Genomic DNA, 14,491 nt, shown 5'->3' on the forward strand with positions numbered 1-14,491 from the left:
TATTTAGAAGGCGGAATTTGTATGATTAATACTCTCGTTAATTCCAGATATTTGTCATCACCCTGTCAATTAATTGGAGGCATAAATAAACTGCGATAAGATGTCGTGGCCATTATTCATAGATAACACCATAAAAAATGCAACTGGCCAAAATCGACCTGAATCTGTTTATCGTTTTTGAAGTTATTTATCGAGAAGGGAATCTGACTCGAGCGGCCAGAATTCTCAATATCACCCAACCTGCTGTCAGCAATGCACTTTCCCGGCTTCGAAATTCTCTGGATGATCCACTGTTTGAACGTCATGGCGACCGGATGAAACCCACGGCATTTGCAGAAAACCTGATTGGCCCCGTTCGTGAGTCGCTGTGGCTGTTAAATAATGGTTTGATGAGTAAGAGTCACTTTGATCCCAGGGAAACCAGGAAAGTGATTCGCATCAGTATGAGTGATCTGTCGTCGGCACTGCTGCTGCCAGCATTATTACCGGTGCTTCGCGAACAGGCTCCGGGTATTGTGCTGGAAACCCGGCACATTCCTCAGGATGAAGTGGCGGAAAACCTGACCTCTTTTTACCTGGATTTCAGTATTCAGTCGCCCCAGGTCATGGACCAGCGCCTGCAAAACCAGCTGCTGCTCAGCAATGATTACGTCTGTATGGTGCGGAAAGACCATCCAGCGCTCCACCAAAAAATGACACTGGATGTGTATTTAACACTGAACCACATTCATACCTCTTCAAGACCAAAAGGCCCCGGCCATATTGATCTGGCTCTGAACCGAATTGGCAAGAAGCGAAAAATTGCTGCCCGTCTGCAGAACTATCTGGTGGCACCTGAGCTGGTCAAAGTCACCGATCTTGCCCTGACCGTTCCACGGAAGCTGGCGGCCAATTTCGACCTGGCCACCTTGGAGTTGCCTTTCAACGTGTCAGAAAAAGCACTGCATCTATATTGGTCTACTGCGAAAGAAGAGGATCCGGCTAACCAATGGCTGCGGCAGCTAATAATCGATACAGCTGCTACGGTCTGATGTGTTCTTTATGGGAGTATTATTCTCATTCCTGCAAAGAACAGGAATGAGTTCGTGGTTAACCGGCAAGCAGCGGTTCAATCCCGGTTCGTTGCCAGAACCATAAAGCCGCCACTGCACCAATGGTATAGGCAGGAAGCAGTTTGGCCAGTTTCTGCGACCATTGGGACCAGTCAGATTTAACCATCAGCAAACCTTTCCACAACACCATGAAGGCGGCAATCACCAGCAACTGCCCAACCTCGATGCCGATATTGAAAGCGGCCAGAGCCAGGGGAATATCATTTTGTGGCAGACCAAACTCACTCAATACACCGGCAAACCCCATGCCGTGCAGCAGGCCAAACCCTCCAGACATTAACCAGGGGTGTCGTCTGAATAGGCTGCTTTTATCACTGCGAATCACTTCTGCAGCTGCCACCACAATGCTCAGGGCAATAATGGATTCAACCAGCATCACAGGGAAGTTGACATAACCCAGTGCGGTTAACGAAAGGGTGACGGAGTGCCCCAGGGTAAACAGAGTTATCGTCCAGAACAGTTGCCTTCCCCAACCCACCAACAGTGTCAGCATGATGACAAAAAAGACATGGTCCAACCCGGAAAGCAGGTGATCAAAGCCGGAAACCACGTAGGTCCACATAACCTCCAGGGCACCTGGTGCCTGCTCAATGGTGATCGATGGGTCATCACTGCTGAGCATTCGGTGATAGCTGTTGCCATCCAGCGTTTTCATACGGAACAGAACGCCAGATGGGCTGCCATCCAGACCTTCCACCCGGTACTCACTGCCTATACGCTCAATGGAGGAGCAGTCTGTCGTCCATTGAACGACATTTCCGGTTCCCTCTTTGCTACCACTCAGCTGGCCATCGCTGATGCAGCCTTCGGGGAGAATGGGCGCAGGGCTGATACCGGGCATGGGCTTTAACGAGGTTTTCCAGATCACCAGGTAGTGTCCGGGACTTTGCTCATTCATGACCCAGAGTCCAGGCGCCATCGGGTGTGCACTGGCCTTTCCCACAAGCATCAGTAGCAGTGATATAAGCAGTACTCCATGCTTCATAGGGTTTGGCTCCTGCTGAAATCCGGGAAGGTGATGGTTGAGGCATCAAGGCTGACATCAGCGATCTCAATAATGTAGTTTCTCTTCATCGCTTCTATTTCCTGATCCAGCATCGACAGTCGTCTATCCCTGAGAATGTGGGAGCGAATATTCTCAGCCACGTCAGCCAAAGGGCGGTACATTCCCTGTTGTTTCTCTTCGATCATGACCAGGTGATAGCCATAGCTGGAGGCAACAGGGCCATGCCACTGACCTGACCCAAGCGTCATCACCTGGCGAGCGAACTCCTGGCCCAGCTTTTTCTCTAATTGCTGCTCGTTGAGCAATGGCAACTGATGACCATGGAAGAATGGGTCACCGGACTGAATGGCTTCATCTGTGCTGGCTGGCATACTCGATAGCAGGCCATTTGCCCTGTCCAGGGCTCGTTGTCCGAAGCCGCCGAAAAAGACATGGCTGACTTTCACTGTGGCAGGCTGCCGGTATTGCTCTTTATGGTTCTGGTAATAAGCTTCAAGCGCTATTTGATCCGGCTCTTCAACCGGGCTTTCAGCCGCAATCACTTCCTGCATGGCCGAGATCAGGTATCGACGAATCAACGGATCGGTTTGATCAAGCCCCAGTTTCAATGCCTCCCTTTCACGGTCACTGGCACCACCACTGGTCAGTTTCAGAAATCCACCCAGCTGCTGCAGCCGGGTTTTGACGACAGGCAACTGATCGAACCGTCGGTTCATAGCCTCCTGAAAAAGAATCTCATGTTCAATACTGACCGCAATCAGTCGTTCTGTTTGCTGGGTGTCGGGGACCCTGCCGGTCTGTAACTGCCACTGGACCTGAAGATCTTTTATCTGCTGCTCACTGATCGCAATCACCGGGGCTGGCTCAGGCTCGGCAGTGACCCAGAGAAGGGTCAGGCCAAGCCAGAGGCAGTGCATTAATGGTGACAACAGCAGACGCCTGCCGATACGTCTTATCATGGTGAATTACCTTTCAGTAGAAGCTGTTTTGATGGGTTCCTTACCTTCCGGGGTGTACCAGACCGGTGACGTCCAGGCACGTTCCTGAATCGTGGGTGAGTAAAATGGTTCTGTCTCTGGGTCGATACAACAGCGACCGAAAATATCCCCCATGCCATCCATGTTTTCAGTCTGTTCAGCCGCCTGGGCTTCACACTGCGGTGAGAAAGGGTCAACACCATAGGACTTGCACTGGAGGGTGCTCCAGCGGCAACTGGGGTTCTCTACAACGCGGGCGTAATAAAAGGCGGGTTGTTCAGGATCAAATTCCGGATCCTGCCATACGCCGCACAGGCTGGTATATCCCTGGCCTTCGGGCGCACAGGTGTTCTTATTGACCGTGGCTCCATTATTCGGGTCGCCGGCAATATCGATTACTTTCTCGTGAGTTTTGCCGTTTTCATCTACCCAGCCTTTGATGACCTGAAGTCGTTGCAGGTCAGTACCGGGATGACCATAAATACCCGGATCCTTCAATGCAGTAATCAGTATGGTGGGTGCTTCACTGCCAGGCCTTGGCTTCATATCGCTGCCCATGGGAACACCGCGGTTATACCCCTGTTGCACAAGGTCAAAGGAACCGCACATTTCCGGAGTAAAATCCCAGCCGGCAAAAAAACGGATAATAGGGCGGGTGCCACTGGTGGCGTAGGTTTCACGGTTTCTCAGGGCATTAAAGATACTGTCCCGGGAGTTTTCTTCAGCCCAGACCACCGCATGGCCACCAGGGTTATCAAAAAAGTGATCCTGTACATTCCGATAACCGGCATCCCGTTTGCCCAGATGACCTGTGTAGTTGTCCTCTTCCGCTCCCCCTGGTGTGGCACTGTGGGTATCGGTGGAACCGATGAAGCCCATCTTGAATGGGTTAACCCCCGTTTCCTGGCCAAGCTTCAAGCCATCTTTCAGGGCATTTCTTACCATATTGCGTGGCGCATACTCTTCCACCGGAACGGGTTTGGCCGTCTCTGTCATTACTTTGCCGTACACCGTTCCCAGCATACTCAGGTTGTCAGCCACGGCCTGTTCAAAATCACAGAGTTCGTCCTGGGTCTGGACACCCCGACCTGCCAGTCGATCATAACGGCACTCAGAGGCCGCCTTGTGCTGAACCAGCTCAACCAGAGGCTCAAAATAGATTCGATTATCCCGCTCTTCATCGTTGAGTGGGTCACGGAACATCAGGCCACCGGAAAGGTTAGGATTATGGGGGATGGAGATAACATCACAGCCATTGCCTTTATCTGTGCACTCTTTCCGGAGCTCTTTCCAGAGTTCGGGGTAGTTATAACTGCCGGTTTCGTAGGTTGAGATGGTTTTCTCGGCCACTTTTTCATTCCGAAAGATGACGTTCCGGTGCATATTTTTGTATTGAGGAGCATCGGTGTATTCATAACCGACCATAGTCGTAAAATTGCAGGCTTCGGTGCGGTCATAATGATCTTCAGCAGCCTGCTGGATATTGCTCCAGTATTTAGCCTGCCCTTCATCACAGTCAGACAGTGTGCAGGCAAAGGACTTGTCTCTGTTCTCCCGGGTGCTGCTGACCCCAAGATCCTGCCAGTAACTTGCTGCCAGCAGCTGTATGGGAAAGGTGTTGCTTCGGGTCATCATGCAATAGGGAAACCAGTAGCCCGGTTCAGTGGGGTCATCGGTACAGACATTGATCTGTCCGAGGAACTCGGCATGGTCTGTGACTGCTGTGAAGTCCAGGGGGCGCTGGATCTGGGCAATGACTTTCTGGTCGCCGCTTTCATCCGGCAGTGTGATTGCTTCCCCTTTGGCATAACGGTAGGCGTCCCAGGGCGTATTTCTCTGACTGGAAACAAATGAGTCAAAACTGTAGCTGGTATGCACATGAAGATCGCCAAATAATGGCTGTTTCATTGGCTCATAACTTGCGCACCGGACCCGTTCTTCAGTAACGGTAAAAGGCAGTTCTTCAGGAATGTTATTATTGACGGAAGTCTGAGAGGATTCTGTCGCTTCTGCCAGAACAGATCCGCTGAGCAGTAATGCACCGGCGATTGTCGTCGAAAGAAAAGTCTTCACTGCACGCATTCCATCCCATGATTATTTTTTATTGTTTTACCGACAGTGTCATAGAGTATGGCTGCCGCTTCTGATTTAAAAATTTATTGTCTGAATAGGCTGTCATTCACACTTCTTATGTAATTGCTTTTTAGTCCATATGGATGATGTTGGTGTTTTTCCAAGAGCAACATACTCAAATAAGAAAATACCCCTGACTAAAAAATAATTCCGCTTTGAATCATGGAATTACCATTTCTTTTGTAAGTTTCAAATTAATGGCACGACTTATTGGTGGGTTAATAACGAAATTCCGCCATCAGGAGTTATTCACAAATGAATAAAGATAATGAAGGTGATGTATACGACTATATTATTATTGGTGGTGGCTCCGCAGGTTGTGTTCTTGCTAATCGACTTAGTAATGATCCGGGTATTCGTGTTTTACTGCTGGAGGCAGGAACCAAAAAAGAAGATTTATTGACTGATATGCCGGCAGGTTGGGGGCAAATTACCGAAAACCCCCGTTATAGCTGGCTGTACGATTCAGAGCCGGATAAGGAAACCAATAAACGTTCTCATCGGTTGCCCCGTGGTCGTATGTTGGGTGGCTCTTCCAATATCAATGGCATGCTGTATTTAAGAGGCCAGAGTCAGGATTACGATCTCTGGGAGAAGCTGGGTGCAACAGGCTGGTCCTGGAACCAGGTGCTTCCGTATTTTCTTCGCTCTCAGGATCAGCTGCATAAAGGCATTTCTCCTATCCATAGTCGTGGTGGTGAGCTGACCGTTACTGACCTGCCAGATCCTCATCCGCTGAGTGAAGATGTTATCCGGGCCTTTGCCCAGGCAGGCTACTCACGCACCAGTGATTTTAATGATGGGGTGCAGGAAGGTTGTGGATATTTTCAGGTCACCATGCGTGAAGGTTCCCGCTTATCCACAAACAAGGCATTTCTTGAACCGGTAAAAGGGCGACAGAATCTGGATATTGTTTCCGGAGCGATTGTTGACCGGGTGAGTATTCAGGAGGGTAAGGCGCATTCGGTCACTTATTTTATTAATAAAAAACAGCATAAGGTATTTATTCGCAGAGAGGCCGTTCTTTGTGCGGGTGCGATGGATTCCCCCCGTATTTTATTGCGCTCGGGCATTGGTCCACGTCAGCATCTTGATGAAATGAATATCCCGGTGATCAGCGATAGCCCAATGGTAGGGGCAAATCTTCAGGATCATTTTATCGTTCCCATGATGTGGATACTCAATAAGGGCGTTGCCAGCTTGAATGAGCGCCTGCATCCACCTCGCATAGTAAAAGAGGTGTTGCATTACCTTGTCAGTAAAAAAGGTGCAATGACATTACCGGGCTCTGAAGTAGGGGCATTTCTAAAGTCTTCACCAGAGGTCGAACGGCCTGATCTTCAGTTCCACTGTTTGCCCGTGACCGGTCACCCTGGTGGTAAAACGGCCCATAAACAGGCGGGGCTGACTCTGGCTCCGTATTTTATGCATCCTGAGTCCAGAGGCCGGGTTTACCTGCAGGATAAAGATCCATATTCCGCACCACAGTTTGATCTGAACTACCTTTCTTCCGACCGTGATGTGGAGGTCACACTGGCCGGTATGCATATTGCCCGGGCGGTTGCTTCGCAGCCTGCACTATCCGCGCTGGTGGCCAGTGAGCGTTTGCCAGGAAGTGATCAGGTTACGGAAACCCAGATGCTGGATTATGCCCGGTGGGCTGGTACAACCGCTCATCATCCGGTTGGTACCTGTCGTATGGGTAGTGACTCAGATTCAGTGGTTGATCCAGAACTGCACGTGCGTGGTGTGACAGGTCTGAGGGTTGCAGATGCTTCTGTGATGCCAAGCCTGACGTCCGGTAATACCAATGCGCCAACGATTATGATTGCGGAAAAAGCCGCAGATATGATTCTTAAGTCCAGAAAATCTGCGGAGAGTGACACTATTTCCGTACAGGCTCCTGGGCAATTCGCCTGATTAACAGGGATGATATAAAAGATATGTCAGAGTCCAATAACAACAATAAAAAAGTCCTTACCCATGTCAATGGACGAGTGTTGTATATCACGATCAACCGTCCCGAACGGATGAATGCCATTGATACTGAAACGAACCGGCTGATGGCGGAAGCCATGGATCGCTATGCGGCGGATGACTCGCTCTGGCTTGCGGTGATCCGGGGCAGTGGGAACAAGGCGTTTTCTGCCGGTGGCGATATTCAGGCCATGAATAACGCGGCAGACGGGGGAGAACCCTATAAAGTGCCTGAAACCGGGTACGGTGGATTGACCAGCCGCTTTGACCTGGATAAACCGGTGCTGGCGGTAGTGAATGGTCTCGCCATGGGCGGTGGTTTTGAAATTGCCCTGGCTGCAGACCTGGTCATTGCAGTAGAACATGCGACTTTCGGTCTGCCAGAGCCCATGGTAGGAATTGTTGCCTATGCTGGTGGCATGCATCGTCTGCCTCGCCAGATTGGAATGAAGCGGGCGATGCAGTTACTGCTGGCCTGTGAAACCATTGATGCAAGTACCGCGTTGGACTGGGGGCTGGTTAATGAAGTGGTGCCGGCAGAAGGTCTGGATGATGCGGTAGAGCGCTGGATTCATCGTTTGCTGAAGCCCGCACCACTGGCAATGCAGGCCACGAAACAATGTGTTCGTGAAGGGCTGGGTATGGACATGGCTGAGGCTATTAAAGGCCAGGACCAAAACCGGTACCCTGCATTGGAGAGCATGCGAACCAGTCGCGATATTCTTGAAGGCATTAAGGCTTTTGCCCAGAAACGTCAGCCTGAATGGGTTGGTGAGTAATACCAGTTTGGATCCCCGCAAGCGGGGATTTTTTAATGGACGTTCAGAATCCGTGAAATGAAGCAAACTCGTTGAGGGTGGCACGGGGTTGGCTGATATTATTCACCGCCTCGTCATTATTTTTATAACCCAGGCACATTCCAGCCATTACTTTCCTATCATCACTTAACCCTAAATACTCCTTTACTGGCTGCGGGAATATACTCCAGCTGACTTGAGGGCAGGTATCCAGACCTCGCTCACTGGCCAGAAGCATAATACTCTGCATAAAGATGCCAATGTCCATCGCCTGTGGCATGCCCATCTGCTGGTGGGCAGTGATGATGATGCCTACTGGAGCTCCGAAGAACTCAAAGTTTCTCAAGGTCTGCATCATGCGCTGCATTTTGTCTTCCCGGGGAATGTTCAACGCTTCATACATGACTTCACCGCAGTCTTTACGGCGGTTGTTATATGGATCCACCATGTTTTCAGGGTAGGTTGGGAATTCCGGCTCCGTTTTTCCTCCGCTGCTCTGTACCGCGATTTGAACTTTCTGGGCAAGCTCTCTGAGTGCATTTTCTGTCAGCACATCCACTTTCCATGGTTGTACATTCCCGCCGGAAGGGGACAGCGCTGCCAATTCGAGAACTTCCTGAACAACTGACAGTTCAACTGGCTGCCTGCTGAATGCCCGGATTGATTTTCTTGTCTGTAATGCTTCGGTAACCGTTGGACTGTTCATTATTCTTTTTCTTTCGTCTAAATAGAGGCGTTTGATTCTCCAATTTACCAGATAAACGACAAAGAATGACTTCTCATTCAATGTGTGAATGGCTCCTTATTCATAAAATAAATTTCGATAATAGTTAGCAAGAGGGTAATCTTTGGCAAAAAATAAAAAGGTAAATAAGATGTTAGCCTCTGCTGAAGTTGTGCCCATAGAGTCAAAATCGCCCCAGTCGGTTTACCCTGTGCCGACTGAAAAGCTGATGGCGTTATTAAATAAGCAGCGTCTTGCTCACTCAGCGATACCTTATCCCGATTATGAAACACGAATTAAACGGCTGGATCGCTGCATTGACCTGCTGGTTACCCACCAGGATGAGATTTGTGAGGCGGTAAACAGAGACTTTGGCTGTCGCTCTGCTCATGTCACCCGCATGTCCGATCTGTTCGTTTCACTGCAGTCTCTGAAATTTACCAAAAAGAGACTCAAGCAGTGGATGAAGGTTGAGCGGCGTTCAGCGCCCTTTCCCATGAATTTGATCGGTGCCCGCAGTGAGATTCACTACCAGCCAAAAGGCGTCATTGGCATCATGACGCCGTGGAATGTACCGGTGAATCCCATTTTTTCCCAGCTGGCCGATGTTCTGGCGGCTGGTAACCGGGCAATGATAAAGCCTTCAGAATTCACTCCGCATACCTCTGAATTGCTGGAAAAGCTGATCTCAGAATATTTTTTTGATGAAGAAGTAGTTGTTATTAATGGTGATGCTGAAACCGGAGCCGCTTTCAGTCAGCTCCCATTCGATCATTTGATTTTTACGGGCAGCACGGCAGTGGGTGCAAAAGTCATGGCATCAGCAGCAGCCAATCTGACACCAGTAACGCTGGAGCTGGGTGGCAAGTCTCCGGTGATCATTGCCGATGACTATGATCTTGATGATGCTGCAGACAAGCTGATGGTAGCCAAAGCGATGAACGCTGGGCAGATCTGTATCAGCCCGGATTTCTGCTTTGTTCCTGAAGCATCCCTGAATGTATTTGTGGATAAGTGCCGCCAGGTGGTCAGCAAACTCTACCCGACGGTTCAGGATAATCCAGACTTTGTCTCTGTCATTAATGAGCGGCATTTTGACCGCATCAACAGGTATCTTGATGATGCGAAGAGCAAGGGAGCTCAGGTTATCTCTCTGGATCCAACTCAGTCAGAGTGGGCACACACGTCGGGACAGAAAATTCCTCTGCACCTGGTGATCAATCCATCAGAAGACATGCTGGTTATGCAGGAGGAGCTGTTTGGCCCCATTCTCTGTCTTCGGAGCTACAAAGCATTTGATGACTGCATCGCTGATATTAATAATCGCCCAAACCCTCTTGCGCTCTATCTGTTCAGTAATAGCAAGGCAGTACAGCGTAAACTGATAAACAACACCATGGCAGGTGCTATGACGATCAATGACATTGCCGTACATTATGCCTGTGATGACCTGCCTTTTGGCGGCGTTGGTAAAAGCGGCATGGGTCAGATTCATGGTTGGGAAGGTTTCAAGACATTCAGTCATGCCAAGTCCGTATTCAAACAGGGCTTACTTAACCTTCCCAAAGTGAGTGGTATGCTACCGCCCTATGGTGACAAGTTTGATAAGTTGTCGAGGGGATTAGTGAAAAAATAGAAGGAGGCTTGCTTTCCTTCTATAAGAATATTTTTAGGAAATTTACCAGAATGATTGTCGATGTTTATGCTCGACTTTGTTTACTGTTTGATTATGTATGGATGTACTTTCAATTTGATTGTTGATTACAATCAAACTCGGTTCAAAAGCATTACTACCTGAATCTGACTCTCAAAAGTGTGATTGTTCTTAAAATTAGGGATGTTTTTTACGTATCAGTAACTATATTGCAGCGTTTCGTTGGTAGAGTCAGGTGGTTCCAAGTAGCAGTATGAGAGGGTATAGGCGAAACCTCCCCACCCTGCCGCTGTCACGTTTGCCCGTGGCCGTAACGGTCACGGTGGGGGCTGCTGAGGTGAATCGGGCTTTCCGCTACGAGGCGGACCTGCACTCCAGCACCTGCCAGGAGCCCCCTGGGTAGTATTATCGGCTCGGGACGTATGGTGACTGGCGAACAGGCCAGGGAGGTTTCAACGGCATTATATCGACAATTGAAAAGATGTCTGCAAGTTTTTTTGGCTATCAGTAGCTGCGGAAAGTACAAAAGGTTATCAGCTCATCGTTCAACCGCTGCCAGTGCCTGATCGAGCTTACCCAGCAGTTGGTCAATATGTTCCTGAGTATCCATCTTTTCATCTTCATTCTGGCGACGGCTATGCATCAGCTCATAGCTGATGTTAAGGGCCGCCATCACGGCGATCCGTTCGATACCAACGACTTTGCCTGAAGAGCGGATTTCCTGCATCTTTTCGTTCAGATAGCGTGCAGCTGTGTGCAGTGCGTCCTGATTATCATGGGGGCAGGCAACACGGTACTCTTTGTCCAAAATATGAACGGATGTGATTGATGCTTTATCCGTCATGACTCATGCTCCAGAGACCTGAGACGCTGAATCATCGCTTCCACTTTATTGCGTGCAACGTCATTTTTCTCCATCAACTTCGCTTTCTCAGCTCTCCAGGACTGCTCCTGCTGCCGAAGTTGTCTGTTTTCAGTAGTCAGCTTCTGACAAAGGGCAACCAGATAGTTGATTTTCTGGTCGAGGGCGATGAAATCGGATTCTTTCATAGCTTCCCTGAATGCTCGGTTATTAGGGTTACTATAGCCTCTGGAGAAATTCAGAACAATGACTTAATTGTTGACAACGTTTTATTTTTAATTCGTCTGGTAATATTTTTTCCAATGGGTGCTAATGTCATTAGCAAAAGGCTGTATTGAAATAGTAAAAGGCGTAAAGCAAGAGATATTGTTTAAAACAAAATCTCCTGTGAGTCCTTCACAGGAGATTTAGGTGAATAGTCGGATGTGTACCTACACGGAGTGTAGCATTATATAATGGTCATTTAGTATAAAACTAAATCAAGCTTATTGCTGTTGTAGAGTCTGAAACGCCTTCTATTTATTAGGTTGTGACTGATACTTCAGTATCTTTATCTCCTGCAATAACAACTTTCTCAGGGATACTGGTTGTGGGATCAGTGCTCGTCTCGGGTTTCATGTCTCCTTCCTGATAGGGCATGTATCCTGATACTCCTGAATCACTAGTTTCATGTTTTGTACTTCCCGGAGTGCTCGGTGGAATAGGGTGTTCACCAGAGGCGGTACTGGATTTCGTGGCACCTGTATCACCCAGCTCTTTATCGATCATTGGGGTTTCTTCATCCGCAGCTTTTGAACTCATGTCTTTTAATTCTCTATCTATAGGCGGCTCATCAGCTGGCTCGGTAGGAATTGGTTGCTGTTCTGACGGGCATAGCTTTTCTCTGTTTTGCCATGCACAATAAGCTGTAAGCGGTATACCTATTACTCCAGCAGCAACTCCAACAACGGTAAGGCCAGTTTTCCAGCCGGGCCAACCACTTTCACGGCTACCTCCTTCATCAGGTATGATAGGTTCTGAGCCATTTGCTCCCATCGTACCATTTACCCCACCTGGATTATCCGTTGCGTTTGCCATTGCAAATGCTGTTTGGGAAAGATAAATTGTTCCTGTGGCCACTATTTCCACTTTCTCTGTAAATGAAAAGGAACTGGGTGAGGGGATTGCGGAAGCCAAATTGGAAAAAGCCGATTTTATGCCATTCATAGCCTTTACGGTGTAACCATTGCTACTTGCATTGTTCTGCTGTTGGGCATTTTGGTTCACGCCCGGGTTTGCACCTATATGATCAGCGTTGTGTTGGTGAAATACATGTCCTAGAGCTTGAAGCATTATTTAGTTATCCATTTTAAGTTAGTAAAAAAAACAGGTTTTAGAAGAATGTTATGCCTAATTAGATGGTTTTTTATTTGCCACTAAAAAAATGATGCTGCTGGGAAATGTAGTCATTATATTTTTTATTTTAAATATTGTTTTTTCATTGAATTAAGTTTTTCTTGAATGGTTTTTGTTTAAATTAATGGTCAGTATTTTGATAAGACTGTTTTGCTTTTTAACTTATTAGTTAGGTTTTAATGGGTGTTTTTTATGGATTGAATTTTGAATACTAGTGACTGTTGTTGTGAAATAAATGAGGTGTCTATAATATTTTCTTCTGGCTATCTTTTTAAAAGAAAGGCCATACTCCATGGCCGTTTCAATTATGGACTAGGAAAACAGTCGTTCACTCAGGTTTTTTGGCAATAATACGAACCTGATCCCGATCACCATGGCTCCACACCGGGAAATGAGAGGCTTCCCCCTGTTCACAGACTTCAATAATAAAACCAACATTTTTCATTAATTCACCCAGTTGGTCTGAAATGAAAAAACAGAAATCTCTTCCTGGGATATTAATATCGTGGGCTGCCAGAACCGGGTCGGTGATTTCCGGACAATTGAAATCTTCAGCCGCCTGTGCAAGAAGGCTAAGATAATCCCGTTGACCTGAAATTGTCGATGGTGATTTTTTGAAATCTTTGCGAATTTGTTCACTGATGCCTGTACATTTCAATACATCTACATCGCAAGAACAGCACGTCAGTAGCAGGGTACCTCCCGGTTCCAAAATTCTGTAGAGCCCATTGATTGACGGAATAACTTCTTCGTTTCCAAGAAAATGAAAAACTTCAGCGCAAAGAATTCCGCAGAAGGAATTATCTTCAAAAGGAATATTGTCGGGAAGTTTTGCAGCACTGCAAGTAACCGCTTCCTGCTGAGCCACCGGCAGGTCATTTAGCCAATCGGTCAGGTCGGGTTTATTCATGTCAGTGGCCATAACCTTGGCACCATGCATCAGAGCCGCATGGGTATTGACCCCATGGCCACACCCTATATCCAGAAGCGGCTTGTCACCTTTCCAGCTACTAAGCCAGTAATCTTGGTAGATAACGGGAGTGTTAAAAGTAAAGCCTACACCCAATTGATTCTTTTCGTACAAGCTCTCTGGCATGGGAGGATTCCTGTTAATTGGATTTGTATCATAGACACTTATTTGTTCAAGAAGTTTGTCTGGGAAGTCTGTTAGAATCTTCCTAAGTTTAAATCAGGAATGTTGATGACAATGACCTTCTCTTCTCAGTCAGGCGATATACCGGCAGCTGTATCCTTCGATGAACTTTCTAACCGGGTGGCAGACCAGGGTGGTCTTAGTCATCCATCTGAAATTCATGGTTATTTATGCGGCCTGTTGTCAGCGGGAAGCCAGCCGGATGTTCAGAAGTGGCTGAAGCAGCTCGCAGAACAAATGGGCGATAAATCGTTTGATGAATCAACAGGGCAGTTATTAAGTCAATTATTTTTGCATACTCTGAATGAGCTTGAGTCTGGCAGCCTGGCCGCAACCATGCTACTTCCAGATGATGACGAGGCATTGGGGCTCAGGACTGAGTCATTGGGTTTATGGTGTCAGTCATTTATCTCGGGTTTTGGCCAGGGGCTGGAGAACCGGCAGGTCAGTGAAATGGTGGAAGAAGTACTCCGTGATTTTGCTGAGATCAGCTTGATTGAAACGGCTGAAGAGAATGAAGAATCTGAAAAGCTGTATATAGAAGTCGCTGAATTTGTGCGCCTGGCCTGGTTGAATGTATATGCAGAAGTGTGTCAGCCCGAGCCTCAGGATGATAAAGGCTCTTCCAGTAATTTGGAGGGGGCAGGTAAAAGTGAATCATCCCAAACACTTCATTAAGGTGATTTAACGTATAGTTCCAG

General features: G+C 47.9%; 13 protein-coding genes and 1 other RNA gene. 5 read left to right on the forward strand and 9 right to left on the reverse strand.

The features are described from left to right. Positions 1-137 precede the first annotated feature (137 nt). Positions 138-1,031, forward strand: coding sequence for a LysR family transcriptional regulator (locus GV64_RS04795; RefSeq protein WP_020584049.1), 894 nt, complete (start codon positions 138-140; stop codon positions 1,029-1,031). A gap of 58 nt (positions 1,032-1,089) precedes the next feature. Here the strand turns inward: GV64_RS04795 and GV64_RS04800 are convergent, their stop codons facing one another. From GV64_RS04800 to GV64_RS04810, 3 genes are read right to left on the reverse strand one after another with little or no spacing between them, the layout of a single operon-like run. Continuing rightward, positions 1,090-2,097, reverse strand: a complete 1,008-nt coding sequence (locus GV64_RS04800) for a HupE/UreJ family protein (protein WP_020584048.1) — start codon at positions 2,095-2,097, stop codon at positions 1,090-1,092. Then, positions 2,094-3,077: a peptidylprolyl isomerase gene (locus GV64_RS04805; RefSeq protein ID WP_081622195.1), complete on the reverse strand. Its 984-nt coding sequence runs from the start codon at positions 3,075-3,077 to the stop codon at positions 2,094-2,096. The genes GV64_RS04800 and GV64_RS04805 overlap by 4 nt, the downstream gene beginning before the upstream one ends. A 6-nt stretch (positions 3,078-3,083) precedes the next feature. Continuing rightward, entirely contained in the window at positions 3,084-5,177 is a 2,094-nt protein-coding gene (locus GV64_RS04810; RefSeq protein WP_020584046.1) for a DUF3604 domain-containing protein, read from the reverse strand. Positions 5,178-5,483: 306 nt separating this feature from the next. On the opposite strand from GV64_RS04810, the gene GV64_RS04815 reads away from it, so the two are divergent. Continuing rightward, on the forward strand, positions 5,484-7,148 hold the full coding sequence (locus GV64_RS04815; protein ID WP_020584045.1) for a GMC family oxidoreductase: 1,665 nt from the start codon (positions 5,484-5,486) through the stop codon (positions 7,146-7,148). Positions 7,149-7,171: 23 nt separating this feature from the next. Then, complete coding sequence (locus GV64_RS04820) at positions 7,172-7,984, forward strand: enoyl-CoA hydratase-related protein (protein WP_020584044.1); 813 nt, start codon at positions 7,172-7,174, stop codon at positions 7,982-7,984. Positions 7,985-8,027: 43 nt separating this feature from the next. Here the strand turns inward: GV64_RS04820 and GV64_RS04825 are convergent, their stop codons facing one another. Further along, positions 8,028-8,708 carry a nitroreductase gene (locus tag GV64_RS04825; protein WP_020584043.1) on the reverse strand — a complete coding sequence of 227 codons (681 nt, stop codon included), beginning with the start codon at positions 8,706-8,708 and terminating at the stop codon, positions 8,028-8,030. Between the two features lie 169 nt (positions 8,709-8,877). Here GV64_RS04825 and GV64_RS04830 point away from each other — a divergent pair, with 169 nt between their 5' ends. After that, complete coding sequence (locus GV64_RS04830; protein ID WP_020584042.1) at positions 8,878-10,362, forward strand: coniferyl aldehyde dehydrogenase; 1,485 nt, start codon at positions 8,878-8,880, stop codon at positions 10,360-10,362. A 289-nt stretch (positions 10,363-10,651) separates the two neighbouring features. Here GV64_RS04830 and ssrS read toward each other — a convergent pair. The 5 genes from ssrS to GV64_RS04850 form a co-directional block, all read right to left on the reverse strand. Beyond that, positions 10,652-10,831, reverse strand: a non-coding RNA gene (gene ssrS / locus GV64_RS24140) — 6S RNA. An 87-nt stretch (positions 10,832-10,918) separates the two neighbouring features. Continuing rightward, positions 10,919-11,224, reverse strand: a complete 306-nt coding sequence (locus GV64_RS04835) for a cell division protein ZapA (RefSeq protein WP_020584013.1) — start codon at positions 11,222-11,224, stop codon at positions 10,919-10,921. Beyond that, positions 11,221-11,430 (reverse strand): TIGR02449 family protein, encoded by a 210-nt coding sequence (locus GV64_RS04840; RefSeq protein WP_020584012.1) that lies wholly within the window; start codon positions 11,428-11,430, stop codon positions 11,221-11,223. Before GV64_RS04840 ends, GV64_RS04835 begins: the two co-directional genes overlap by 4 nt. A 334-nt stretch (positions 11,431-11,764) precedes the next feature. Beyond that, on the reverse strand, positions 11,765-12,574 hold the full coding sequence (locus tag GV64_RS04845; protein WP_020584011.1) for a hypothetical protein: 810 nt from the start codon (positions 12,572-12,574) through the stop codon (positions 11,765-11,767). A 391-nt stretch (positions 12,575-12,965) separates the two neighbouring features. After that, positions 12,966-13,733, reverse strand: a complete 768-nt coding sequence (locus tag GV64_RS04850) for a class I SAM-dependent methyltransferase (protein ID WP_020584010.1) — start codon at positions 13,731-13,733, stop codon at positions 12,966-12,968. A 105-nt stretch (positions 13,734-13,838) separates the two neighbouring features. Here GV64_RS04850 and GV64_RS04855 point away from each other — a divergent pair, with 105 nt between their 5' ends. Then, the gene (locus tag GV64_RS04855; RefSeq protein WP_020584009.1) at positions 13,839-14,468 is read left to right on the forward strand and encodes a UPF0149 family protein; all 630 of its coding nucleotides are present in this window, start codon (positions 13,839-13,841) and stop codon (positions 14,466-14,468) included. The last annotated feature ends 23 nt before the right edge of the window (positions 14,469-14,491 follow it).

Origin of the sequence: Endozoicomonas elysicola (assembly GCF_000710775.1) — a bacterium.
GTDB classification, from domain to species: Bacteria; Pseudomonadota; Gammaproteobacteria; order Pseudomonadales; family Endozoicomonadaceae; genus Endozoicomonas; species Endozoicomonas elysicola.